The organism is Pseudomonas sp. AL 58 (assembly GCF_036348395.1).
In the GTDB taxonomy this organism is placed as follows: domain Bacteria; phylum Pseudomonadota; class Gammaproteobacteria; order Pseudomonadales; family Pseudomonadaceae; genus Aquipseudomonas; species Aquipseudomonas defluvii.
Map to the genome: position 1 here is coordinate 18,095 of NZ_JAZBQR010000003.1, position 25,522 is coordinate 43,616.

18 protein-coding genes are annotated in these 25,522 nt (G+C 60.7%); 7 read left to right on the forward strand and 11 right to left on the reverse strand.

Features of this window, described 5'->3' with window-relative positions; all coding sequences use genetic code 11:
- The 3 genes from UIA24_RS03135 to UIA24_RS03145 are packed head-to-tail and all read right to left on the reverse strand — an operon-like array spanning position 1 to position 7,246.
- Complete coding sequence (locus tag UIA24_RS03135; protein ID WP_065759798.1) at positions 1–2,709, reverse strand: putative virulence factor; 2,709 nt, start codon at positions 2,707–2,709, stop codon at positions 1–3.
- Positions 2,706–5,786: a virulence factor SrfB gene (locus UIA24_RS03140; RefSeq protein ID WP_065759797.1), complete on the reverse strand. Its 3,081-nt coding sequence runs from the start codon at positions 5,784–5,786 to the stop codon at positions 2,706–2,708. Before UIA24_RS03140 ends, UIA24_RS03135 begins: the two co-directional genes overlap by 4 nt.
- A 17-nt stretch (positions 5,787–5,803) precedes the next feature.
- Entirely contained in the window at positions 5,804–7,246 is a 1,443-nt protein-coding gene (locus UIA24_RS03145; protein ID WP_102053485.1) for an SrfA family protein, read from the reverse strand.
- A gap of 342 nt (positions 7,247–7,588) precedes the next feature.
- Between UIA24_RS03145 and UIA24_RS03150 the strand changes: the two genes are divergently transcribed.
- The gene (locus UIA24_RS03150; RefSeq protein ID WP_065759795.1) at positions 7,589–8,500 is read left to right on the forward strand and encodes a hypothetical protein; all 912 of its coding nucleotides are present in this window, start codon (positions 7,589–7,591) and stop codon (positions 8,498–8,500) included.
- Positions 8,501–8,526: 26 nt separating this feature from the next.
- Here UIA24_RS03150 and UIA24_RS03155 read toward each other — a convergent pair whose 3' ends face one another.
- The gene (locus UIA24_RS03155) at positions 8,527–9,921 is read right to left on the reverse strand and encodes a NorM family multidrug efflux MATE transporter (RefSeq protein ID WP_330522170.1); all 1,395 of its coding nucleotides are present in this window, start codon (positions 9,919–9,921) and stop codon (positions 8,527–8,529) included.
- 157 nt (positions 9,922–10,078) lie between these two features.
- Here UIA24_RS03155 and UIA24_RS03160 point away from each other — a divergent pair, with 157 nt between their 5' ends.
- The gene (locus UIA24_RS03160; RefSeq protein WP_330522171.1) at positions 10,079–11,023 is read left to right on the forward strand and encodes a LysR substrate-binding domain-containing protein; all 945 of its coding nucleotides are present in this window, start codon (positions 10,079–10,081) and stop codon (positions 11,021–11,023) included.
- Positions 11,024–11,103: 80 nt separating this feature from the next.
- Here UIA24_RS03160 and hglS read toward each other — a convergent pair whose 3' ends face one another.
- Together hglS and UIA24_RS03170 are read right to left on the reverse strand one after the other, a co-directional pair.
- Positions 11,104–12,501: a 2-oxoadipate dioxygenase/decarboxylase HglS gene (hglS, locus tag UIA24_RS03165; RefSeq protein WP_065759792.1), complete on the reverse strand. Its 1,398-nt coding sequence runs from the start codon at positions 12,499–12,501 to the stop codon at positions 11,104–11,106.
- A gap of 111 nt (positions 12,502–12,612) precedes the next feature.
- Positions 12,613–13,497 (reverse strand): LysR substrate-binding domain-containing protein, encoded by an 885-nt coding sequence (locus UIA24_RS03170; RefSeq protein WP_065759791.1) that lies wholly within the window; start codon positions 13,495–13,497, stop codon positions 12,613–12,615.
- A 130-nt stretch (positions 13,498–13,627) separates the two neighbouring features.
- On the opposite strand from UIA24_RS03170, the gene amaB reads away from it, so the two are divergent.
- Complete coding sequence (gene amaB / locus UIA24_RS03175; protein WP_065759790.1) at positions 13,628–15,118, forward strand: L-piperidine-6-carboxylate dehydrogenase; 1,491 nt, start codon at positions 13,628–13,630, stop codon at positions 15,116–15,118.
- A gap of 107 nt (positions 15,119–15,225) precedes the next feature.
- Positions 15,226–16,512: an L-pipecolate oxidase gene (gene amaA / locus UIA24_RS03180; protein ID WP_330522172.1), complete on the forward strand. Its 1,287-nt coding sequence runs from the start codon at positions 15,226–15,228 to the stop codon at positions 16,510–16,512.
- Here the strand turns inward: amaA and UIA24_RS03185 are convergent.
- The 4 genes from UIA24_RS03185 to UIA24_RS03200 all read right to left on the reverse strand — a co-directional run bounded on the left by UIA24_RS03185 (position 16,509) and on the right by UIA24_RS03200 (position 22,796).
- On the reverse strand, positions 16,509–17,939 hold the full coding sequence (locus tag UIA24_RS03185) for a mechanosensitive ion channel family protein (RefSeq protein WP_330522173.1): 1,431 nt from the start codon (positions 17,937–17,939) through the stop codon (positions 16,509–16,511). The genes amaA and UIA24_RS03185 overlap by 4 nt on opposite strands.
- Before the next feature lie 142 nt (positions 17,940–18,081).
- Positions 18,082–19,575: a YifB family Mg chelatase-like AAA ATPase gene (locus UIA24_RS03190; RefSeq protein ID WP_330522174.1), complete on the reverse strand. Its 1,494-nt coding sequence runs from the start codon at positions 19,573–19,575 to the stop codon at positions 18,082–18,084.
- 193 nt (positions 19,576–19,768) lie between these two features.
- Positions 19,769–21,247, reverse strand: coding sequence for an APC family permease (locus tag UIA24_RS03195; RefSeq protein WP_065758065.1), 1,479 nt, complete (start codon positions 21,245–21,247; stop codon positions 19,769–19,771).
- A 55-nt stretch (positions 21,248–21,302) separates the two neighbouring features.
- Positions 21,303–22,796 (reverse strand): aldehyde dehydrogenase, encoded by a 1,494-nt coding sequence (locus UIA24_RS03200; RefSeq protein WP_330522176.1) that lies wholly within the window; start codon positions 22,794–22,796, stop codon positions 21,303–21,305.
- Between the two features lie 244 nt (positions 22,797–23,040).
- Here UIA24_RS03200 and UIA24_RS03205 point away from each other — a divergent pair, with 244 nt between their 5' ends.
- The 3 genes from UIA24_RS03205 (at position 23,041) to UIA24_RS03215 (ending at position 25,082) form a co-directional block, all read left to right on the forward strand.
- A complete protein-coding gene (locus tag UIA24_RS03205) occupies positions 23,041–23,796 on the forward strand; it encodes a FadR/GntR family transcriptional regulator (protein ID WP_102053477.1) in 756 nt (251 codons plus the stop codon).
- A complete protein-coding gene (locus UIA24_RS03210) occupies positions 23,793–24,518 on the forward strand; it encodes a cache domain-containing protein (RefSeq protein ID WP_099773276.1) in 726 nt (241 codons plus the stop codon). Before UIA24_RS03205 ends, UIA24_RS03210 begins: the two co-directional genes overlap by 4 nt.
- A 78-nt stretch (positions 24,519–24,596) precedes the next feature.
- Positions 24,597–25,082, forward strand: a complete 486-nt coding sequence (locus UIA24_RS03215) for an ester cyclase (protein ID WP_330522177.1) — start codon at positions 24,597–24,599, stop codon at positions 25,080–25,082.
- 127 nt (positions 25,083–25,209) lie between these two features.
- On the opposite strand, the gene UIA24_RS03220 is transcribed toward UIA24_RS03215, so the two are convergent.
- Positions 25,210–25,485 (reverse strand): accessory factor UbiK family protein, encoded by a 276-nt coding sequence (locus UIA24_RS03220; protein ID WP_065758058.1) that lies wholly within the window; start codon positions 25,483–25,485, stop codon positions 25,210–25,212.
- Between the last annotated feature and the right edge of the window lie 37 nt (positions 25,486–25,522).

The following is a 25,522-nucleotide window of genomic DNA, read 5'->3' on the forward strand; positions in this document are numbered from 1 at the left end:
TTAACTCGCTTCAAATGTGTTCAGCAGGACGGCCAGTTGGCGTCGCTGCTCGGTGGTAATTTCGGGGTCGGCGCCACTCTTGGCGTTTTCCTGGGTAAGCCAGGCCAGCCCCGACAACCAATCCACCAAATAAAGCTGCTCTTGATGCGAGGGCTGTTCAGGCAGCACGGGCAGTTCGCCAACAGCCACCGAGCGGTAGAAACTGAACAACGGCTCGCGAGCACCCAACAGGCTGTTGGGGCGTGCGCTTACGGGTTTGCTCAGCAGGCCGAACCAGGAGATGAAGTCGCGCATTACCAACTGCACGGCCAACACCTGACGCTGCACCATCTGATCGCGGCGGGTGCCGCTTTGGGCGCGACGGGTCACGGCTTCGTCCAATTCTGTGAGGAAGCTCGGGCTACGCACGGCGCTGATCAGCTCCTCGGTGAGGCTGTCGACCACGCTTTTGTTCAACCGCAGGCTGTTGAGCAGCAGTGTGCGTGAACCGAGCTCGCGCATATGCTTGATCCAGGCTTTTAGGGCCGCCCGGGCAAAGCGTTGCTCTGAGGTGAGTCGCCGTGTCAGCGGCTTCGCTGGCGCTGCTACTGGCTCTGCGGCGGGGTTGGCAAACAGGTTGCCAAAATTGATCGCAGGGGCCTTGTTGGCCGGGGCCTTGGCGCTATGCTCCGGCTCTTGTTCTGCATCGTCGTCCAACCCGTCGATGTCATACACACCGCCCAGGTACAGCTCGCGCAATTCGTCGACCGGCAGTTGGAGCTCATGGATCAACTCGCCCAATACATCGGGATCAGCGCCCAACTGGTTGAGGAGCATCTGCGCCTTTTCGCGCTTCTTCTCCAGCACTTTCTCAAAGTCTTCTTCACGCCAGGCGTACAGGCCGTTTTCAAGCAGCTCTGTACGGCACTCTTCCAGTTGCTCTTCGATCCGGGTGAGCTTGAAGTCGATGTTGGCAACGCCCTTGAAGCTGCTGCTGAAACGGCTGATGCCGCCATCATTGAGCTCGAGCATGGCTTTCCAGGCGGTGCCTGGGTCTTTCACATGACGCTGCACAGAAGGGCTGGCGGCGAAGCACTGGCCCAATTGTTCCAGGCGCTGCGTATGTCGATCAGTGAATGCGGTTTCTTCGCCGGTGCCAGCGTCACGCTCGATAAAGGCCGTGTCCAGGCGAGGCTTGCGTACCAGATAGGTGTTGTTGAACGGAGTACTTGCCCAGTCCTTCATCCACTCCTGGGTGCCGAAACGCTCGATCATCGTCAGTTTCATCATGTTCTCGCAGCCTTCGGGCAGTTGCCCTTCGCTCAGGCCGAGTGTGTTGCTGATGAAACCGTCGAGCATGGTCAGGGCCCAGATCAGGCCTGGCTCACGCTGGCCGCGCTCTTTCGGCGTGCGGCCCTGGGTGCGGTGAATCCAGCGGGTGAGCACTGGACCAACACTGACCACTTCGCTTTGCTTGAACGAGCTGGTGCAGAGCACCAGGGCATTCATTTGTTGCGAGTCGGTGTAGCGCTCAAACAGGTAGGCGACCTTGCCCCGCAGGATCAGGGTCGAGGCCGGATTGACTTGCTCGACTGCATCCGGGTCGGCCGCATCCTCGATGCGCAGCAGTTTCTGCCGGGTGCGATAGCCTGGGAAGTCGAGCAAATCGACTTCCTCTACGACCGGGTCTTGCGGACGATTGATCAGACGGAAGGTCATCTCAGCAGTCAGTGCGGCGAGTTGGGCGATGCTCAGGCCCACGCTGCTCTGCAGTTTGCCGTCGCACAATGGCAACACGTTCACCGGCAGGTCGCGATTGGTGCCCAGACGCCCGAGGATATCGACGTTCATGATGCTGTTGGCTTGGGTGTAGACGCCGTTGTCGTCTTTCACCAGTACGCTCAAGGGTGCGAACACGGTCTCGGGGAAGCCCATTTTGTGCAGGCCACCGACCAGTTGTTCGTAGACCTCGGTGAGCAGGTGTTGCTCGCCCCATAGCACAGAAAACAGCTTGGCCCGCTGACGGTAGTTCAACCGTGGTGCCAATTTCATTACGCGCGGCCAGTAAAGCTCACTGAGCTTGCGCACGGACTTTTCGTAGTTGCCTTTCAGGTAGTCCCACAGGGCCACTACATCGTCGGCGGTGACCCCAGGTTGTACCTGTTCATGCTCCTGGCCTTCGAAAGCCTTGAGCACATCCTGAATGCGGGCGTCAGTGAAGGTGTAGTCGAGCTTTTCCTGGTCAAAGTCCTCGAACCAGGCGTTAGCCAGAATCTTAGCCACTTCGATTTCACTGAACAGCTTCAGTTCTACCGGAAAATTGGCATCGGGGCTTGGTTTGGCCCAGCGACTGAAGCGTGTCACAAGCCCTGTAGCCTCTTTGCCGAGGCCAGTGGGGTTTACGTGCTCGATGAAATCAAGGGTCTTGCCGCCGAAGTCGGTTTCCAGGCGGCCACGGCTGTCGGCTGCCAAGGCGGAAATCAGGTACGACTTGCCGGCCTGAGACAGGCCGAAGAAACCGATCACCATCGGTGTGCCGGCGGCGCGCTGCAGGTCTTTGGCTCGGTTGCGTGCCTGGTGCAGCCGGAGGTTGAGGGCATCGCCCTCGGCCTCTACGCTGGCGGCGTTGCCGCGCACCTGTTGAATCCACTCCAGCGCTTCGTTCGCACCTTTGTGAACGGCACCCCAGGCACCCATCAGCTGCTGTTGCTTTGGCGTTAGATTGCTCATTTTCCTTTGACGTTCCCGCTGTCGAGCCAATAGTCACTGTCACTCAGGCTCATGGTCGGCATGGTATTGAGTGAGAGCTCAAGATCCCTTTCAAAATCGAAATCGGCATCCTGGATATTCGATTGCAGCTCAGCGATGACCAGCTTGTCGCTGATCAGGCCCTGCTCCAGCAGTTGGTCCGAAGGCTCGTCCACGGCCAGACGAATGCGCAGCACCGGCGTTTCACCGCCCTTGCCGATGGCGCTTGAGAAGTTACGACTGCCTCTGGCGGTAAAACGCAGCGTGTAGAGTGGCGATGCGGACCAGCGCTCGGCGGCCAGTTGGCGGTAACCCAGGTGCATGTCGCCGCGCATTTCCAGCCACGGCGTACCGCGTTGTTCACCTTCGCCCACGATTGGCAGTTGAATGCGGCCTTTGTCGGAGGTCAGGTTGTGGTAGAGCACGTCACCATGTTTGATAGTGCCGGCGTTATCAATCTGGCCGAAGTGCTTGATGGTCGAGTACGGTTTGAGTGCTGCCGTGCGGAAGTAGAAGTTCGGCACACTGTGCTTGGAGCACAGCAGGCAGATCATTGCTCCCACCGAGGCGGTACTTTTCGGGTCGTCGATCAGGCCGTTTTTGTGGAACGGGTACCAACCACCAGTACGGTAGTTCTGCAGTGGCAGAATGCGCCCCGGTGGCAGTGGCAAGCGCTGGCGAATGAAGGCTTGAATGCCCGGCAGGCGCGACGGGCGGCCGGTCAGCAACAGTGCGTCACAGGGGTAGTGGAAAATCACTTCGCACAGTTCGGCGAGGATCTTGGTGATGTTGATCTGGCCACCGAGGAACGCCGTATGTACCTGTTCGAGGTCAAAAGCGATAGGGGTTTTCAGCAGGTCCAGGGTGCCGTCACGGCCAACATCACGGCGCACGGCGGCATACACGTACTCCAGCACGCTGTCGTTGACAACAGCATCGCCCAGTACTTCTTGCCATGAGCGCTCAACAACCTCCACTGGGGTTTCGGGGTCGTACTGCTCATAGGCTTTGAGCAACGCCAGACCCAGCGGCATGAACACCTGCAGGTTGAGCTGCTGACGCAGAATCCGCTCCTGGGCGCTGGCATCGCCGTTGCCGCACAGGCGCGACATCAGGGCATCCGGGGCATATACCCCGGCGTTCTGCAGCGCCTGCTTGAAACTGGGCAGGATGAACTCTTGAATGACGTCCAGGAGGATGTCGTCGCCCGCGATCTTGAATCCGTCGCGGAAGCGCTGGCTGGGCACAATGTGTACGTTACTGCCTGTGCCGCCGTTGCTGCCACGGTCCAGGTGGTAGTCGGTGATCACCAGATCCGTGGTGCCGCCACCAATGTCGATGGTGGCCAGGGTGATCTGCTCGGTTTCACTTTTGTCCGGGCGCGCCAGGGCGGCGAAAAACTCTTCCGGGTGCCCGGCGAAGTTCTCGTTGACCTCGTTGTACAGGTACACCAGTTGCCCGCAGCTGGCCTCGTCCCATTCAACGCGAATGCTCGGCAGCGGTGTGAGCGGCTTGACCGACTTGTCCTTGAACGGGTTGCTCTCGCCCTCATGCCAGCCAAGACTCTTCCACACCAGGCCGACGGCCTCGTTCATACGGTTGTTGAGGATGCTGCGTTCGGCCTGCGGCATGCCTGGCGGTACGGTGAGGGTGATGCTATTGAGCTGGCGCGGTACCCGCGCATGGCCCTGGCGTGAACGCTGGGCCGGGCTGTTGATCTGCGACAGCGCCTGGGTGACCACTTCGGCCAGCATGAACGTCATCAGGCTGCTGCGGGAATAGCGCGGTGTGAACACCGGCATGTCGTTCTTTGGCGGCAGGTACAGCGCCTGGCCGAGGTCGTTGATCAAGTGCGAGAAAGGTGCGGCGGTCGCCAGCGGCTCCTTGTCGGTTTTGACATACGAAGCGTTGAAGCGCCAGCCATGACCATAGGCCTTCTCATCCCACAGGTAACGTTTCGGGCTGGACAGGCCGGTGGAACCTTCGGTGCCGCGACGGCGGCTGGCCAAGCGTCCGGCCTCGCCGCCGACACGGGCAATCGTGGCCCACTGGAAGGCATTGTGACGGCCGCTCTTGACCGAGAAATGGTCCTTGCCGAAATAGGCCTGGGCAAATTCGACGCGGCTCTCAAAGGCCTGGTTGTAGATCTTCTCGGGCTCACTGAGGTCGCGCAGCTCCAGCACATAGTTGTGCTTCATGCCCGAACCCGACTGGCCATGATCTTCGATCAGAATGCCGCAGGTGCGTGAGTTGCCGACGTCCAGCACCAGGTCCACCGGAATCGGGCGCACAACGCCCAAGGCGTCATTGGCGACGACCTTGATCTCGGGGATTTCGACCTTGGGCTTTTCTGTGCTCTGCTCTGCAGGTGTCGGGCGGCGCAGCAGGCTCAGCAGGTTCAGGTAATGCCCGAGGTGGCGGTTGCCCTTGAGGTCTTTGTCCAGGCGCTCGCGGGTCCAGTCTGCACGGGCTTCGGCATACAGCTCACTGAGCCACTCGCGGATCCAGCTGTGAGTCAGGAACCAGCCGTACTCGCGGGCGCTGCAGGCGATCTTGAAGGCTACACCAGAGCGCACGTCTTCTTCGTTTGGCGCCAGGTAGGCGGTGCCGCTGACGGACGGCATGATACGGCTGTCAAAGGCTAGCGTGAGACGGTGCGTATTGCCGTCAATATCGGGCTCGGCCAGTTTGATCAGGCGCATCCGCGACCAGTTGTTCGGCCCCTCGTCGAAGCGATAGGGCGGCATGAAGCGCAGAAACGGAATGGGCAGCCAGATGCCGTCAAACAGCTTCAGGCTTTCTTCCATGCTCAGTCGGAAGTGGTTGTCTTCGCTGGAGTCGAACTCTACCGGCACGACTTTGTCGGGCTCCGGTTCGTAGAAATCCTTGTATTCCTTGGACCACAACAGGCGCGTAGGTACCAGACCGTTGTTGAGCTGCACGAATTTGCCGGCTTGCTCGCCATCTGGGCCCAGGCGCAGGGCGAAGTCCATAAACTGAATGCCGGTATCGCTGATCAGCGTGACCGTTTCTTCGAACTGGGTGATTTCAGGCAACATCTTCTGCGCTTCTCGTGTTATTGGCCGGCTTGCTTCATCAGCATCGGGAACGCTTCGGTGCCGTAGCTACCGCTGCAGTCGGCGATGTGCTGGGCGCCTGGTTTACAGTTCACTTGGGGCAGGTCATAGCTGCTGCCATCGGCACAGGCGGCCTGACCATCGCTATTGATCGACAGATTGCCGCCGTTCATTGCCGCGACCACCGGAGCGCTGCAACGCACGCCGTCAGAGCGGCTGACCGTGGCGTTACCTTTGCCGTCCTGGAAGTCATATTTCAGACGCAGCGGCTTACCGGTGCCGACTTCCTGGATGCCGGCACCGCTCCAGTCGCCGTTGAGGAAGTTGGCCGTACCGTCTGCGGCATCTGCAGGAATACTCAGTAGCGGCGAAGGCTGGGTGCCTTCCGCAAGCGCCGGTAGTTGTGTCGATGGGGCGTTGGCGGGTGCCCCTGCGCTTGCGGGCGGCGTTTGTGCCGCACCGGTAGATGCCTCGTCCGGCGCTGCTGGTGGCGCAGTGGTGGGCTCCGGCGCGGTGTTGGCGGCGGAGCCTGTACCGGCACCTTCATTGGCTGGTGCAGCTACGCTGCCTGGCGCGGTATTTGGCATGCCCACTGTGCTGCCAGAAACGTTCAGCCCGTTACCCGCTGAGACTGCGCCGCCGGGCAGGGTGACGCCGGGTTGCCCATTCAAGGAGGGCACATTCATAGACGGTACTTCAACCTGCGGCATACCTGGCAAGCCTGGCAGTGCAGCGTTGGGCAGGCAGCCACGCAGGCCAAACAGCAGTAACAGCAGGAGCAACAGCAACAACGGCAGTAACCACCACCAGCGGCGCCACCAGGATGGCTTGGTTGCCTGGCTGAGCAATGGTGCTGCGGCGGGTGCCGCCAGCGGTGCGACCGGTGCTGGTGGTGCCGGCTCGGCAACTTTGGCTGTGCTTGGGTAGAGGCAATGCAGTGGCTGGCGGCTGCGCTCGGCACCCGCGTGGACGAAGCCCCAGAACGTCAGGACTGGCCGACCATCAACCAGGTACACGAAATTCTCGTCGGGAAATGGCACCACGCAGGTCAGCAGCTTGCCGAACACCGTCCGATCACCCTGAGCGCCTGGCTTGCTACCGGGAAGCGGCTGACCGTTGGCATCCAGGCCCAGCAGGTCATTGCTGAGCTCATCGATCTTGCGTTGCAGCACTTCCAGTTGAGCACGGGCGGGTGCCCGTTCTTCTTCGGTTGCGCTGCTCCAGGGGATTACATCACCCGGCCGATCGCTGTACCAATCGATGGTACTGCCGCGCTCGTCGGTTTGCGGAATGGCGAGGTGCTCGACCAGTTCAGGTTGGTCGGGGTTCTTGCGGCGGATAGCCTCGCGCAATTGCAGCGCTGCCCGGTACACCGGTTGGCCTGTTTCTCCTAGTGCGGTGAAATCTTCACTTTTGCCGCTACGTAGCAGTACTCCGCGCATCATCCCTACCTTGATCACTCATCCATAAGTATTTGAGTGCCCCATTGATGGCACTCAAAAAGTGCAGCCACACTAACGGCAAACTCGACACGCCGTCAATTCAAATGGGTGGCAAAGTGCTATTGGCTTGTCTAATGGGTGATTTCACGCTGGAGGGCACGTTTTTCGCGGCCTGGCGCATCCCGGCAGTGTGCTAGCGTGATCGTGTGGCGTGGATCGCCGCGGTCCATAAGTGCCTGTAGACTGCCCGGCATACCCTCTGGTTGACGGTTACGGTTTTCCGATTGTCAGGTCGTCTGTAGATGGCCTTTTCATTGATGCAGCATTAAAAAGGGATAGACGATGAGTCTCTGGGATGAGCTGAAGCAAAAAGCTGTCAACGCCAACCCTGAATTGGCCGCCAAGGCTGCTCAGGCACTGAACAAAGCCAAGGACCTCGCCGTTGAAGCAGGGCAGAAGGCCGCGCCGGTGCTGAAAGAAGCCGGTGAAAAGGCTGCGGCCTATGCTCAGGAAAAAACACCGGTGCTGAAGGCTCAAGCACTCAAGGCCATTGATGATGCCAAGGTTCGGCGCGCCGAACTTCAGGAGCAGGCCAAGCACGACAAAGCCGCCCGCGATGAAATGATCCGGACCATGTACGACATCAGCCTGTCACCCGAAGATGTGAACTTCATCGACGAACCGTTCAACCACTATGGGCGCCAGTTCTACTTCTTCGTCGTGACCGGGCAGGTACTGGACACCCAGAAGCGTAACCAGGTGCACTTGGCCGCTGGCCACTCGCATCACTCCAGCGGTGGTTATCTCATTAATGGCTACGGCTCGACCGGGAGTAGCTCGTCATCGTCCTACGTCAGCAGCCGCAACGTACAAGAGCACGAGTTCTGGGTGAAGTTGCGCGATGGAAAAGAGGCCTGCTTCCAGTTCGCTGACAAGGCCGTGCGGATACGCGAAGGCCAGGACATTACCATGCTGTTTGTTCGAGCGGCGCAGAGCCAGACCGGGGAAATGGTTGCGCTCTACAACCACAGCTCCGCTGAGAATTTCATCATTGCTGCCCCGGCGGAGATCAATCAGATGTTCAACATCTATACGGTTGAGCCCGGTTTCTTCAACAAGAGCGAAGTACTGAGCACGCGTAATCGGCTGCTGATGGAGCTAGAGCGGCGCCTGCAGCAACTGTGCACTTATTCGGCCATACATGGCAAAGCGGCAATTCAGGCCCAGGCGATTGAAGGCGAGCACGAAGCCTGAGTATTGCCCTGCATGAGGTTGCCTGTTTATACAGCGCCTGCACCACTGGCAAGTCGGGTTTCCACTGGTACCCCCAGCATGCATTTCATCCGCCACTCGAATGCCAGGGTCAGGCAGATTGCGGCGCATGCCAACCCCAATGCCAGGCCCCACCAGACACCGACGGCTCCGCCGTCGAGCGGGAAAGCGAAAACCCAGGCGGCAGGTGCACCAATCAGCCAATAGCAGACAAAGCCAATCAGGAAGGTGGTCTTGGCGTCCTTCAGGCCGCGGATTGAGCCCATGGCAATGGTCTGGGTGCCATCGAACAGCTCGAACCAGGCGGCAACCATCAGCAGGCTGACCGCCAATTGAATGACTTCAGCGAACGCCGGATCACCCTGGTCGAGGAACAGCCCGACCAAGGCTTCTGGCAGCAGCCAGAACAACACTGCAAACGCCAGCATCAGCGAGGCGCCAAATCCGATCCCGACTCGCCCGGCATGCCGCGCAGCATGCAGGTTATCGGCACCAAAATGCAGGCCGACCCGCATGGTCACTGCATAGGACAGCCCTGCCGGGATCATGAACGCTGTTGAAACGATCTGCAGGGCAATCTGGTGTGCTGCCAGCTCGGTACTGCCCATGGTGCCCATGCACAGCGCCGCAAAGGCGAACAGCCCGACTTCTACCGTGTAGGTGCCGCCAATCGGCAGGCCAAGCCGCCACAACTCGCTCAAGGCTGGCCAGGATGGCCGGCTCAACCGGTGGCGGATGGCATAGGCGTCATAGGCTGGGTGCCAATGAATATGCAGGGCCAGCGCCACCGCCATACCGGTGGCGACGATGGCCGTGACCAGCCCGATCCCTACCAGCCCGAGTTTTGGCAGGCCGAACAGGCCTTCGATCAGCGCATAGTTGAGCAGGAAGTTGAGCACGGTACCGACCAGGCTGATGACCATCACCGGCGCCGAGCGCCCCAACGCACTGGTGAAACCGCGCAAGGCCATAAAGGTCAGGTAGCCGGGCAGGGCGAAGGGCAACAACAGCAGGAACTGGCTGGAGGCCTCGACGTTGTCTGGTGTCTGGCCGAGCAGCAACAGCACCGGCGACAGGTTCCACAGCACCAATGCGGCAACCAGTGCCATCACCCAACCCAGCCACAAGCCCGCCTGGGTCAGGCGCGTGGCACCTTCGGTATCGCCAGCACCCTTGCGAATCGCGACTAACGTGCCGACAGCGGCAATCACCCCCAGGCAGAAAATCGACACGAAGGAATAGCTCGCGGCACCCAGCCCGCCCCCGGCCAAGGCCTGCGGGCTGATCCTGGCCATCATCAGGGTGTCGGTCAGCAGCATCAGCATGTGTGCCAACTGAGAGGCGATCAGCGGCCCGGCCAGGCGCAGCAACGCCTTGAGTTCTTTAGATGGCACGGCTTGCATGATGATCGTCCTGTTCTCGGGCAAGGTAAGGTGAAGCCATTGATTCTCGTGCTTTGGACGATGCTGCACAAAAGGATAATAACGATCATTGGCATGATTAAAACTCATGCGAGTAAGATCGCTCATCACGTATCGGGGTGTTGTCGGGAGCAGGGTCATGTCACGTCGTTTACCGCCGCTGTATGCACTACGGGCATTCGAGGCAGCCGCCCGGCACAGCTCGTTCACCCGGGCGGCACAGGAGCTCTCGATTACCCAGAGTGCCGTCAGCCGGCACATTCGTACGCTGGAGGATCACTTCGCTTGTCGACTGTTTTTACGCAATGGCCGAACGTTGCAGCTGAGTGAAGCCGCCCGCTTGTTGTTGCCCGGCGTGCGTGAGGGTTTCGCTGCACTGGAGCGGGCTTGCAACACGCTGCGCAGTGAAGACGACATCCTGCGCATGAAAGCGCCATCAACCCTCACCATGCGCTGGCTACTGGCTCGTCTGAGCCGCTTCCGTCATTTACAGCCCGGCAACGAGGTGCAACTGACCAGCGCCTGGATGGATGTCGATCATGTGGATTTCAATCAGGAGCCGTTCGATTGTGCGGTGCTGTTGAGTGATGGTCATTTTCCCCCGGACTGGGAGGTCAACCGTCTGTTCTCCGAGCTGCTGGTACCGGTCGGTTCGCCAGAGCTGCTCAATGACGGCCCTTGGGACGCTGAACGGCTGGCGTCGGTAGAGCTGTTGCACCCGACCCCGGACAAACGCGACTGGCGCAGTTGGCTGGCCTGCATGCACCTCACCGAGCAGATCTCACTCAAGGGCGGTCAGGTGTTCGACACACTGGAGTTGGGCATGATCGCTGCGGCGCGTGGTTATGGCGTATCGATGGGCGACCTGCTGATGGTGGCCGAGGATGTGGCCCAGGGGCGTTTGAGCTTGCCCTGGCCGACGGCGGTGGCCAGTGGTCTGGATTACTACCTGGTATGGCCGAAGACCCGTCCCGGTGGCGAGCGGCTACGACGGCTCAGCGACTTTCTGCAACATGAAGCCCAGGTCATGAACTTGCCGGAAGTGCAGGTACTGAATGCGCTTGAGGCGACGCATCCAGGCTGACCCGTATCGCTGGCAAGCCTGCCCCCACGAAGGGTGCAAGTAGGCGATCTTCGTGGGGGTAGGCAAAGCCGCTCAGCGGTTTACAACGAGGCCAGGTTCAACGCCTCGGCGCAGGCTTGCAGCGAGCGACGCTCACTCTGTGCGTACAGCGCCAATTCATCCTGGACCGACTTGCCCAGTGCCTGCTCGAACGCCTCGCGGTTGGCGTTGCTGCCGTACTGGCTATGGCTGTCATCACCCAGGTTGGACTGGAAGATGCCTGCGGCACTGACCGGCAGAAAGTCCTCGTAGACCAGCGCTTCAAAGTGAATGTGCCCAGCGTCAATCAGCGCGTCCAGCGAGGTCGGTCGTTGCGCGGCATCACGTGCGGCCATGCCCTTTTCAGTCGGGAAGTAGCGGAAGTAGGCCAGGCCTTGTTGACGCATTTGCCCCAGATCGTCCGGGAAGGCCTGGAACTGTTCTGCCAACAGGCTCATGTAGCGCTCAGCGTTCGCTTCTGCGGGGACACCACCTAGGCTTTCGCGTGTGGCATCGAGCAGGCGGTCATACAGTGCGCGCCCTTTGGGCGTCAGTGCGGCGCCGCGTTGTTCAATTTCACCGAAGCGGGCGGTATGGCTGCCACCTGCCGTGGCGTCCTGATCACTGAAGGCAACCTGCTCCTGAAGTGCCTTGAAGCTGGTCTGGCGCAGCAGGATCGGGCAACGCCGGCGTGGTGGGCCTTCGATGACCGCCTTGGGTGGAATGCCCTTGGCCGGCATGCCGACCTGAATGGCGTCGATGTCCAGTGTGCGCGGCGTCAGGTGGTTGATGTGCGGGCCTTTGAAGGCCACCACATCAGCTATCAAACGGTGTTGATCATGCAACTGACGGTACTGCTCGGCGGTGACCGTGGCGGTGTTGTGCCAACGGAAGGTATGCAGTGCCTGCTCGACGAATTCACGGGCATCGACGTCGTTCAGGCCGCCATCACGCTCGAACTGCTCGATCAGGCTCAGCGCTCGCGGGGTGAAGATCTGCCGTTTGGCGAGGATGCCGCGGGCCAGTTCGCGCAACTGCGGGTTGTCGATCAGTTCCAGGCGCAGCAGCGAGGTAAAGACGCGGAACGGGCTGATATGCAGCGACTGTTCGTGGACGGCCCGAAAGGCTGTGGAATGCACTGGCACACCGGCAGGGCTGAGGTCGTAGTAGCCCACCGGCTGCATGCCCATGACTGCGAACAGGCGACCAATGGTGGCCAGCTCTTCAGCCGTGCCCACGCGGATGGCGCCGTGGCGCTCCTGGTCGAGGCGTTCGATTTCGCCGGTCCAGCGCAGGGCTTCGGCGATGTCGGGATGCTGTTGCATCACCTGGTGATTGGTCTCGCTCACCAACTCCAGCAGTGTGCCGTACAGCGGCACCTCCTGTTTGTACATCTGCGACATGGCGGCCGAGAACTGTGCGCGAATACTATCCGGGCTGACGAAATCTTGAGCGGTCATCGAAAGCTTCCTGGTGAAAAGTGCAGGCTTACATGAAAGCGAGGAATGCTGTTCCGACACAAGCGAAAAAAAGTCGAGCCATCATTCCTGAAATTCAGGAAGCGTTGGCGCTCACACGTGTTCGCGAATCCACTCCACCAGGCTGCGTACCTTGGGCACTTCTGCAGCATGTTCGGAGAACGCCAGGAAATACGCGCCGTTGCTTTTCATCGCGTGCTGCCAAGGGACGACCAGCTTGCCCTCGGCCAGCTCCTGAGCCACCAGATAGCGTGGCACCAACGCCACGCCACAACCAGCCTGGGCGGCACTCAGGCACATGTAGAACGTATCGAAGCGCGGCCCGTGATAGCTGTTCGCCGAGTGCAGGTCCTGCTCAAGGAACCACTCGTGCCAGGCTTCGGGGCGCGAGGTGGCTTGCAGCAGCACCAGGTCGGCCACTTCACTGGCATCGTTCAGGGTGCGCCCTTGCAACAGCTCTGGCGAGCAGACCGGCACCATCTCTTCGCCGAACAGTTCGATACAGGTTGCGCCGGGCCATGTGCCCTGGCCAAAGAAAAACACCACATCGGCATTACCCTGAAGCAGGGCAAAGGGCTCCATCTCGTTGCGGATATCCAGGTGAATGTTCGGGTGGCGTTTGCCAAAGCCCTTCAGGTTCGGGATCAGCCAGCGCACGCCGAAACTTGGCTGGGTGGCGACCTTGAGCACCTCGGTCTGTTCGCCATAGGAGAGGATGTAGCGGCTCGACATGTCGACCTGGGTGAGGATCTTGTTCACTTCGGCCAGGTACAGCGCGCCGGCCGGCGTCAATTGCAGACGTCGCCGTATACGCAGGAACAGGTGATGGCGCAGCATGTCCTCCAACTGCGCCACCTGTTTGCTGACGGCGCTTTGGGTCAGGTGCAGCTCTTCGGCCGCGCGGGTAAAGCTCAAATGACGGGCGGCAGCTTCGAAGCATTGCAGGGCGGCCATCGAGGGCACGAGGCGTTTGGACATGGTGTTCTCGTTAATCATTACCTGGCGGAATGATGTGCTGAGTAAAGGTCGTTTGTTGTGCCAGAGTGATCGGATTAATACTGACCTCCGTCATTGAAATCAACTACTCATCGTATGCAGGAGAACAAAAATGGTTGATGGACTGCTTGATCGCCTGGGTGTACCGGCCAGTGCCTACACCAATGGCAACCATCCCATTCACACCCCCATCGATGGCAGCGTCATTGCCTCGGTCCACCTGGAGAGCAAAGCCCAGGTCGTGGGCAAGATCGACCAGGCTGAAAAAGCCTTCCAGGCCTGGCGCAATGTCCCAGCGCCACGCCGTGGCGAGTTGATTCGTCTGTTCGGCGAAGTGCTGCGTGAGCACAAGGCGCAGCTCGGCGAACTGGTGTCTGTCGAAGCGGGCAAGATCACCCAGGAAGGTCTGGGTGAAGTACAGGAAATGATCGACATCTGCGACTTCGCTGTTGGCCTGTCGCGTCAGCTGTACGGTTTGACCATCGCATCCGAACGCCCAGGCCACCATATGCGTGAAACCTGGCACCCGCTGGGTGTGGTCGGCGTGATCAGCGCGTTCAACTTCCCGGTTGCAGTCTGGGCGTGGAACACTGCGCTGGCCCTGGTCTGCGGTAACGCCGTAGTCTGGAAACCGTCGGAGAAGACGCCGCTGACGGCCTTGGCTTGCCAGGCCCTGTTCGAGAAAGCCCTGAAAGCCTTCGGCGATGCACCGGAAGGCCTCAGCCAGTTGATCGTTGGTGACCGTGAAGCGGGCCAGGTACTGGTCGACGACCCACGCGTACCCTTGGTCAGCGCTACCGGCAGCACCCGCATGGGCCGCGAAGTCGGCCCACGTGTGGCCGCGCGTTTCGGTCGCAGCATCCTCGAGCTGGGCGGCAACAACGCCATGATCCTGGCGCCAAGCGCCGACCTGGACCTGGCTGTGCGCGGCATCCTGTTCAGCGCCGTTGGTACTGCCGGCCAGCGTTGCACCACCCTGCGCCGCCTGATCGTGCACCGCTCGATCAAGGACGAGGTGGTCGCACGCGTCAAAGCCGCCTACGGCAAGGTACGTATCGGCGACCCACGCAAGGACAACCTGGTAGGCCCGCTGATCGACAAGCAATCCTTCCAGGCCATGCAGGACGCCCTGGCCCGTGCCCGCGACGAAGGCGGCACGGTATTTGGCGGCGAGCGCCAACTGCAGCAGGACTACCCGAACGCCTACTACGTGGCCCCGGCCATTGTCGAAATGCCGGCCCAGAGTGAAGTCGTGCGTCACGAAACGTTCGCGCCGATTCTGTATGTGCTGGCCTACGACGAGTTCGAAGAAGCCCTGCGCCTGAACAACGAAGTGCCACAAGGCCTGTCCTCGTGCATCTTCACCACCGACCTGCGTGAAGCCGAGCGCTTCCAGAGTGCAGCCGGCAGTGACTGCGGCATCGCCAACGTCAACATCGGCACCAGCGGTGCAGAGATCGGTGGCGCTTTCGGTGGCGAAAAGGAAACGGGCGGTGGCCGTGAGTCGGGTTCCGATTCCTGGAAGGCCTACATGCGTCGTCAGACCAACACCGTGAACTACTCGCGTGAGCTTCCGCTGGCGCAGGGTATTGTGTTCGACTGATAGCCACTCAGGCCCTCGTCGCCGGTAACGCCTGCCTCTAATGGGCGCAGGCCTTGCCGGCGATGGGGTTTCCACCGACTAAAAAGATCAATAAAGCGGAGCCGACCATGACCGACCTGCGTCAAGAGTGTCTATGGGAGTTCGTTACACCGGCGGCGGCCCCGTCTGCCGAGTTGAGCGCGGACATCAAGGCCGATGTGTGCATCATCGGCGGCGGTATTACAGGTTTGTCCGCTGCGATCCATTTGCTCGAGCAAGGCAAGCGCGTGGTGCTGCTGGAGGCCTGGAAGATCGGCCACGGCGGCTCGGGACGCAACGTTGGCCTGGTCAACGCAGGCACCTGGATTCGTCCGGATGACGTTGAAGCGACCCTTGGCCAGCACCAAGGCAGCCGCCTGAACAAGGTACTCGGTGAAGCGCCGGCCGAGGTGTTTGCCACCATCAAGCGTCTGGGCATCGATTGCCAGGCCCGTAACGAAGGCACGCTGCACATGGCACACAATGCCAACGGTGTGGCCGATCTCGAGGCACGGCATGCCCAATGGAGCCGCCGTGGTGCCGACGTCGAGCTGCTCACCGGGGCTCGTTGCCAGGAATACTGCGGTACCGACAAGATTTCCGCCGCGCTGCTCGACCGCCGCGCCGGCACCATCAACCCGATGGGTTACACCCGTGGCCTGGCTGCTGCCGTGGCGCGCCTGGGCGGGCAGATTCATCAGCAGTCCGCAGTTCAGGGGCTGGAGCGCGAAGGCAGCGCCTGGCGGGTCAAGACCGCCAAGGGTTCGGTCTGCGCCGACAAGGTCATCATCTCCACCGGTGCCTACACCGAAGGTGACTGGACCGACCTGCAGCGCAACTTCTTCCGTGGTTACTACTATCAGGTGGCCTCGGTGCCGCTGACCGGTGCCGCAGCGGACAACGTGCTCAAGCATGGTCAGGGGTCCTGGGATACCCGCACCGTGCTCAGCAGCATTCGTCGTGACGATCAGGGCCGTCTGCTACTGGGCAGCCTGGGGCGGGTCGACAACAAACCGACCTGGTTCATCCGCAGCTGGGCCGACCGCATCCAGAGCCATTACTTCCCGCAACTGGGCAAGGTTGAATGGGAAATGCACTGGACCGGTTGTATCGACTTCACCCCCGATCACCTGATGCGGCTGTTCGAGCCGGCCCCGGGCATTGTGGCGGTAACCGGCTACAACGGGCGTGGCAACACCACCGGCACAGTGATTGGCAAGGCGTTCGCCGAGTACCTGCTCAAGGACAACCCGGACGAGCTGCCGATTCCATTCTCGCCGATGAAACCGGTGACGGGCGCTTCGCTGCGTACCGGCTTCTACGAGACCGGGTTCTCGCTGTACCACGCCGGCCAGTGCCTGCGAGTCGTGCTTTAGTGCGGCTTTAGCCAGCTCAGGAAGCCGCCTTTCTTGACCGCAGCCGGTCGCTGTAACAACAGCGACTGGCTGGCTTGCTGACGATGGCGCTGCAACTTGCTCAGCGCGCTTTTCACCTCTTCGCGTTGCTCCAGGCAACTGCGTACGGCGGCTTTCTCGATTCGGTAGAGCAGGCAGTTGGTCAGGCTGCGGAACTCCGCATTGGAGTCGTTACCGTCCAGCAGGCCCTCGGCACCGAGAATTTCCCCCGGCCCCATCCGTCCGGCTTCGACACTGCGCTCCCCGTCGCGAATTGACGCCGAGACCACCCCCGTACCGATCACCAGCAGGTAATCAGAGGCCTCATTGAGCCCCAGAATCACCTGATCGGCCAGGTACTCAACCGGCATCATGCGTTGGCTCAGGCTGTCCTTTTCGTCATCACTCAGCGAGCGAAAAATACGCACATCTTCCAGCAAACTGCGCTGACGGCTCCAGGGCTTGGGCACGGCGTCCGGGTTCCAGTTGACCCCGGCGGCTTCCAGGTGGCGGTGGGCGAGGTCGAACAGGTAATTGCGCACGTCGGTTTTCTTGTCCATGGCCGCGACGAAACCACTGGCCTCGTACTCCACCGACTCCAGGCTGACACTCTTCACCGTGGCCTTGGCTTTGGGCATGGCGAGCAGGGCGCTGGTGCCCTGCAGGGCCTTTTCCAAGGCATCGAGGACGCGTCGCGGGCGAATCTGCGAGGGCACCACGACACTGATCGATACTCCGTGAACATCGTTCGGGCGGCTGAAGTTCAACAGCTTGGCCTTGGCCGCCACCGAGTTCGGAATCACCGCCATACTGCCGTTGGCCGTGAGCAAACGGGTTGCGCGCCAGTCGATATCCAGCACCTTGCCTTCGGTGCCGTCGATCGAGATCCAGTCATCGATTTGATAGGGCCGTGTGGTGTTCAGCACAATGCCGGAGAACACATCGCTCAGGGTGCTCTGCAAGGCCAGGCCGACGATGATCGCCATGGCGCCCGAGGTGGCCAGCAGGCCCTTGACCGGCAACTGCATGACGTAGGCCGCCGCCGCAACGATAGCGATCAGGAAAATGACCGCTCCCAGCACATCCTGCAACAGCCGGCCGGTATGCCCGCTGCGAGCAATCAACATCAACCCGAGCACCACCGTCAACGTACGCGCGGCGAACAGCCACCAGACGATCTCCAGCACGGTTGCCAGTAAATTGCGCGGTGCATCCTCAACCCAAGGGGCCGGTTGCAGTGGGCTCATCCCTGCACTGATCAACACCCAGCTGAACAACAGAAACGCCAGCAAGCGTGCCGCCGTACGCGCATTGCGCCGCTCCGCCGGAATCGCGCGCCAAAGCAGCAGGTCGATCAGCAGCAGGGTCGTGCCGATCAGCAAGGGCCAGTTGTGGATAAGTTCAAACATGCGTGTCTCGGCTCGGTGAGCTGCTGAAAGTAAAGAGCAGAATCCGGGGAAATCCAGAGCGATCTGGGGGAAGCTTGCGTGCGAGAGCATCCGTGAGGTATCTGGCGGTGCGCGGTCTTTGTATCGCTACCAAGCGCTCGCCTTACTGCGTTGCCGGACGATACTGCAGGGCTTCGGCCAGGTGTGTGCGGCTGATCTGTTCGGCCTGCTCCAGGTCTGCGAGGGTGCGTGCGACTTTGAGCAAGCGGTGGGCCGAGCGTAATGACAGGGTCAGGCGTTCACAGGCGCTTTCCAGCCAGCGTTCGTCGGTTGTGGATAACGGGCAATGCATGCGCAGGCCGGGCAGGTCGAGGAAGGCGTTGGCGCAGCCTTGGCGTTGTTGCTGCAGTGCGCGGGCGGCGGCGACCTGGGCGGCAGCGTTGGCGCTGTTGTCGTCACTGTGGACGGTTGGGGCCAGCGCCGTGGCTTCGCGGGCAACGGTCAGGTGCAGGTCGATACGGTCCAGCAGCGGGCCGGAGAGTTTGTTGCGGTAACGCTGGACCTGCTCGCTGCTGCAGCGGCAGCGCCCGTTCGGGTCGCCCAGGTAGCCGCAGGGGCAGGGGTTCATCGCCGCCACCAGTTGGAAGCGCGCCGGGAAACGGATTTTGTCACGAGCCCGGGCGATCACGATTTCGCCCGATTCCAGGGGTTCGCGCAGCACCTCAAGTACACGCCGCTCGAACTCCGGCAGTTCATCGAGAAACAGCACGCCATGATGGGCCAAGGTGATTTCACCGGGTTGCGGTCGGCTGCCACCGCCCACCAGTGCCGCCCCCGAGGCCGAGTGATGTGGGTGGCGAAACGGGCGCTGCGGCCAGCTGTTCAGCGGTACCGGGCTGGCCACCGACTGGATCGCCGCGACCTCCAGCGCTTCCCGCTCGTCCAGTGGTGGCAACAGGCCGGGCAAGCGGCTGGCGAGGAGCGTCTTGCCGGTGCCGGGCGGGCCGCTGAACAGCAGGTTATGCGCCCCGGCTGCGGCCACCAGCAATGCGCGTTTGGCGGCAATCTGGCCTTGCACTTCACTCAGGTCGGGGTAGGGCCGGCTTTGCAGGATCAGGCCGTTGGCGCGGTAAGGCGAGAGCGGCTCCTGAGCGTTGAAATGCCCGACCAGTTCCAGCAGGTGTTCGACGGCGAATACGGTGAGCCCGGAGGCCATGCAGGCTTCTTCGGCATTTTCCTTCGGCACCACCAGCGCCCGTCCGGCATCGCGTGCGGCCAGCGCTGCTGGCAACACACCCTGCACCGGGCGAATCGCCCCGGACAGCGCCAGTTCGCCAAGGCACTCCACGTCATGCAGCGCCATGATGGGGATCTGCCCGTTGGCAGCGAGAATGCCTAGCGCGATGGCCAGGTCGAAGCGTCCGCCATCCTTGGGCAGGTCGGCAGGGGCGAGGTTGAGCGTGATGCGTCGGGCAGGAAACTCCAGGCTGGAGTTGAGTATCGCACTGCGTACCCGGTCTTTGCTTTCCTTGACCGTGGCTTCGGGTAGCCCAACCAGGGTGAGCGTGGGCAGGCCGTTGGCCAGGTGCGCCTCGACGGTAACGGCCGGGGCCAGCACGCCAACCTGGGCGCGGCTGTGAACGATAGCAAGAGACATGTTCGCTCCATGATCAGTACGGGGCCGCGTCCTGCGGCTAAGGCAAGGATAGTGGGGCAGGGCAGGGATGCCGGAGGTAGAGTGATGCTGGAGATTGCGGGGCAGGTAGCGGGTCACGTCTGATACTGGCCCCGAAAAACAAAGAAGGCCATGCATTACTGCATGGCCTTCATTTTTTAAGCGTACCAAGGCGCTACTTTTTGTGTAGCTCCCACGCATCGGCAAACGGCGCCGTGCCTTTGTCGTATGGCTTGAACAGGGTCATGTAGAGCAAGCCGAAGACGATCACGACGGCGGCGGTCAGCAAGATGCCGTAGTTGCTGTACCAAGGCGCCTCCGGGGTACGTGGCCAGGACATGTTGGCGACCGCCAGCAAGCCGTAGACCAGCGCCAGGATGTTCACGATCCAGCCCCAACCGCCAAGGGTGAATTGACCTGCTGGTTTCCAGCCGCGGATTCGAGCGAACAGCGCCCCGCCCACGATCATCTGGAAGGACAGGTAAATGCCAATGGCTGCGAAGCTGACGACGATCGCGATGGCGTTCTCCAAGAAGAAGCCTGCGCAGACGATGAATGCCGGGATCACACCGCAGGTGATCAGTGCAGCCGTTGGCACACGTGTCGTCGGCGAAAGACGCTTGAGTACATTGCTGCCCATGACCATTTCGTCCCGTGCAAAGGAGTAGAGCAACCGGCTGGCGGCAGCCTGCAAGCTCAGTACGCACGACACGAAGGAGATGGTGATGACCGCAGTCACGACGCGCCATCCGGTTGGCCCGAACGCATTGGCCATGATGGTGGACATCGGGTCTTTGTCATCGCCCGAGAGCACCTTGGCGATGTCCGGGACCGCCAGAATCAGTGCCAGTGCCGCAAAAATCGCGGCACCACCACCAATGTAGATGGTCATGCGCATGGCCTTGGGAATGCGTTTGCTCGGGTTGGGGGTTTCTTCCGCGACGTCGCCGCACGCTTCAAAGCCGTAGTAGAGGAACATGCCTGCCAGCGATGCGGTCAGGAATGCGGGCCAGTAGCTGCCGTCGATGCTGATGTCGAAGGTATTGAACAGCACCGAGAACGGCTGGTGACGCTCGAAGATCAGCAGGTAGCCACCGATGACAATGGCGCCCAGCAGTTCGCAGATAAAGCCGAACATGGCCACTTTTGCCAAGAGGCTGGTCCCGCTCAGGTTCAGCACGGTGGCCATTGCGGTGAGCGCCAGTGCGATCAGGGTGTTGGTCACCGGGCTGGGCTCGAAGCCCAGCATGGCGGCTATGTAGGGCCCTGCGCCCAGCGATACGGCAGCAATGGTCACGCACAATGAGACGGAATAGATCCAGCCCACCATCCAGGCCCAGCGCTTGCCCACCAGGCGACGCGCCCACGGATAGACGCCACCTGAGATCGGGAATTGCGAAACGACTTCGCAGAATATCAGGCACACCAGCATTTGCCCGAGACCGACCAGTAAGTACGACCAGAACATTGGCGGCCCGCCCGCCGCCAAACACAGGCCGAACAGCGTATAGACGCCGACCACCGGGGAGAGGTAGGTGAAGCCCAGGGCAAAGTTTTCCCAGAGGCTCATGCTTCTTTCAAAGTTGGACGTGTAGCCAAGCGCCCTTAACTGGGCGGCATCGCTATCAGCCATGGAAAATTCAGAGCTGTTCATGTTGTTGTCCTGAAAAGTGTGTCCTGCCGGCTGTTTTTGCTGTTGTCTTGCTGCCTTACAACTTGATCCAGGTGGCCTTCAGTTCGGTGTACTTGTCGAAGGCATGCAGCGACTTGTCACGGCCATTGCCCGACTGTTTGAAACCACCGAAGGGCGCGGTCATATCGCCGCCGTCGTATTGGTTGATCCAGACGCTACCGGCGCGCAAGGCCTTGGCGGTCAGGTGGGCTTTGGAGATATCGGCGGTCCAGATGGCCGCGGCCAGGCCGTACGGGGTGTCATTGGCGATCCGGATGGCATCGTCGACGTTGTCGAAGGCGATCACCGACAGCACGGGGCCAAAGATCTCTTCCTGAGCGATCTTCATGGCGTTGCTGACGCCGTCGAAGATGGTCGGTTCAACGTAGGTACCACCGGTTTCCTGCAAGATGCGCTTGCCGCCGGCTACCAGTTTGGCGCCCTCGGTATGGCCCGACTCGATGTACGAGAGCACGGTGTTCATCTGCTGGGTGTCGACCAGCGCGCCAACGGTGGTCGCCGGGTCCAGTGGGTTGCCTGGCTTCCAGTACTGGAGGGCCTCGATCACCCGTGGCAGGAAGGCGTCCTTGATCGAACGTTCTACCAGCAGGCGCGAGCCGGCGGTGCACACTTCGCCCTGGTTGAAGGCGATGGCCGCGGCAGCAGACTCGGCAGCGGCTTGCAGGTCCGGGGTATCGGCGAAGACGATGTTCGGGCTTTTGCCGCCGGCTTCGAGCCAGACGCGTTTCATGTTGGATTCGCCAGCATAGATCATCAGTTGCTTGGCGATTTTGGTTGAGCCGGTGAACACCAGTGTGTCGACATCCATGTGCAGGGCCAGCGCCTTGCCGACGGTGTGGCCGAAGCCTGGCAATACGTTCAGCACGCCCGCCGGAATGCCGGCTTCAATCGCCAGCTGGGCAATGCGAATGGCGGTCAGCGGTGATTTTTCCGAGGGTTTGAGGATTACCGAGTTGCCGGTGGCCAAGGCCGGGCCCAGTTTCCAGCAGGCCATCATCAACGGGAAGTTCCACGGCACGATGGCAACCACGACACCGACCGGTTCGCGTGTTACCAGGCCCAATTGATCATGGGGGGTTGCTGCCACTTCGTCGTAGATCTTGTCGATCGCTTCGCCGCTCCAGCTCAGCGCTTGCGCTGCTTGCGGCACATCGACCGCCAGTGAGTCGCTGATCGGCTTGCCCATGTCCAGGGTTTCCAACAGCGCCAACTCGTCGGCGTTGGCCATCAGCAGGTCGGCGAAGCGCACTATGATCTGCTTCCTGTCCGCTGGCGCCATGCGCGACCAGACGCCAGAATTGAACGTGGCGCGAGCAACGCTGACAGCATGGTCGGCGTCGGCGGCCGTGCAACTGGCGACTTTGGTCAGCAGTCGACCGTCGACCGGGCTCAGGCAGTCAAACGTTCCGCCTTCGATCGCGTGGGTGTATTCCCCACCGACAAAGGCCCGCCCTTCTATCTTCAGTTCTCGTGCCCGGGTTTCCCATGTGCTTAGCGTTGGATTCGTCATGATCTGCCATTCCTCTGTGTCGATGCCAATGGCCCCTCAGCGCTATCGGTGAGTCGCGGAGTCGGGCTGCCTAGTAAACATTTAAAACCATATCTTATGAATTTGAGCCTGCCAATTGACCTGTCGTTTTTGCCTAAAAACGACATTTGAGCGACTGATTTTTGTTTGGCTTGTGCATTCCTGTTGAGTTTTTAAGCCGATATGGCTAAAAGAAAACTGGTTTCATATTTTTAGCGGCGAGTAGATGACTCAACTGAACAAAGTGAACCGCCTGTCCCTGTTGCAAGTCAGCCAGGAGGGCAAGCCCGAGGAAGTGGCTCGCCGACTGATCGAGGTCATTGAGCTGGGGCTGATTGGCGAGGGTGAGCAGTTGCCTAGTGAGAGTGAACTGGCGACGCGCTTCGGCGTGGCGACCGTGACATTGCGCGACGCGTTGGCGATTTTGCGTCAGCGGGGTGTTGTTGCAACCAAGCGCGGCAGAAACGGCGGCAGTTTCGTCTGTGCCCCTGTGGAGGTTTCCGATGACTTCCTCAAGGCCAGGCTCAGTGCGATGAGTTCGCTGGAGCTTCGCGACCTGTGCGACGAGCAAATCGCTATTTCGGCTACTGCCGCAGGCTTGGCGGCCAGCCGATCTACCAGTGCCCAGCATCAAAGGCTGGAGCATTTCGTGACGGCGCTCCAAGAGGCCACGACCCGAAGCGAGCTTCGCCGGGCGGATGCACGATTTCATATCGAGGTTGCGGTTGCTGCGCAGTCGGTGCGATTGACGCACGCAGAAATGCGCCTTCAGTCCCAAATGGGCGAGTTGCTATGGATTTCTATGGCGGACGCTCACAAGAGTACGGTCATTGCGGAGCACCGGGCGATCCTGCAAGCCGTGATGGCCGGTGAGTCTAATCTGGCCAGTGCGCTGACAGAGGCTCATGTCAAAGAGGGCATAAAACGCCTGATGGATTTGCGCTACGCACTGCTTGAGCTGCAAGAGGCTACATCACCATGATCACAGTCGAACAAAACGAAGAGCTTCATCAGTGTGCCCAGCGATTGGAAGCGATCTTCTGCACCCTGTTCGAGCAATTGAACAGCTTGGCCGGGGAAGTGGTAACGGTCTGGGAGGCGCTGGATGCCGAAGGGCGGAAGCCGACCTCCAAAGACCTCGCTTTTCTTCAGGCGACCATTGAAGCGCGGCTGTTGGCAAACGACAGCTATATCCACGGGACGGGGGTGGTGCTGGAGCCGGGCGAGCTTGCGGACCAAGAATTGTTTCTTGAGTGGTTCTACCGCCCTTCCAGCGGCAAAGTCGCCCCGATGATGCTGAACTTCAATCGTCAAAGCGAGAGCTTCTACAATTATCAGGGCATGCCTTGGTTTACGCGCCCCAAGCTGACGGGTGAGGCGTCGGTCGAGGGGCCATTCGTGGACCTGTACGGTACAGAGCTTTACATACTGGCCTTCTCCGTTCCGATTGTTGCCAAGGGGCATTTTGTCGGCGTTGCCGCAGCGGATATCGCCCTGCACGAATTCGATCAGTTGCTCACCCGGTGCCTGCTGCGGATGAAGAACGAGGCGTTCATCATCAATGCTGAGGGCCGAATCGTTGCCGCCAATTCGGCCAACTGGTTCGTGGGGAACATCGCCAGCCGCCCTGCGGCCGCCAACGTGCGAAAGCTAGAACCGTTATCGATCGAGTGGTCATTGGTTGAACTGCCAACGCCGCGATAGGTCGTGGCCTACCCTCAACGCACCACTGACACCTGTTTCCGTTTCTACCACAACAGCAACAATCGAAGAGGAAATACCATGCGTCGACTGTCGATACGTCTCGTTAGCCTCCTTTGCATGCTCTTGTTCGCCCAGTTGTCGATTGCAGCGGACAAACAGAGCACCCGGAGCATCATCGATGCTTACATGAGTGCCTGGAACAAGCATGACCCCAATGCGGCGGCGCAGTACTTCGCTGAAAACGGGGAGTTTCTGGATGCGTCCGTAGGGATCCCTCAAGTCGGCCGGGAAACGGCCCGGGATAAAGTCATCAAGCTGTTTATCGATGCCGTGCCGGATTTGAAGTGGCAGATGGTTGGCGAGCCGATCATTGAAGGCGACAACATTGCCTTTGAATGGCAGTTCGATGGCCATAACACCGGTGCCTGGGCACCTGAAACCCCTGCGACCAACAAGCCGTTGAGTTTCAAAGGGGTCAGCTTCATCCGCCTGAAGGATGGCAAGATCGCGACGCAGCATGATTACTACGATGCGTTGTCGTTCAACAAACAGTTGGGCTGGTAAGCGGGCCGCGAGCGGGGCTTGCCAGCATCTACGCGCTGCGTACTCAACTTCGCAGCGCTTAGACGCTATCGCAGGCAAGCCTTGTTCCCACGGAGCAGGCTCGGTGTCAGCCGCTGCGCGTGGGTGATTACTGCTCGGTGGCGGTTTCTACCGGCGGGGTCATCCGCGCTTCCAGTTCCAGCACTTTGGCTTCCAGCGCCTCCAGGCGGGCGCGGGTACGGGCCAGTACCACCATCTGGCTGTCGAACTCTTCGCGGCTGACCAGTTCAAGCTTGCTGAAACCGCTTTGCAGCAGCGCCTTGAACTGGCTTTCCAGTTCACTGCGAGGCTGTGAGGTGTCGCTGCTGAAAAGGCGCGAGGCCTGGTCGCTCAGGGCATCGAGAAAGGCTTTGGGCGCGAGCATGGGCAGTATCCAGAAAATTCCACAAGGCCGGCAGTGT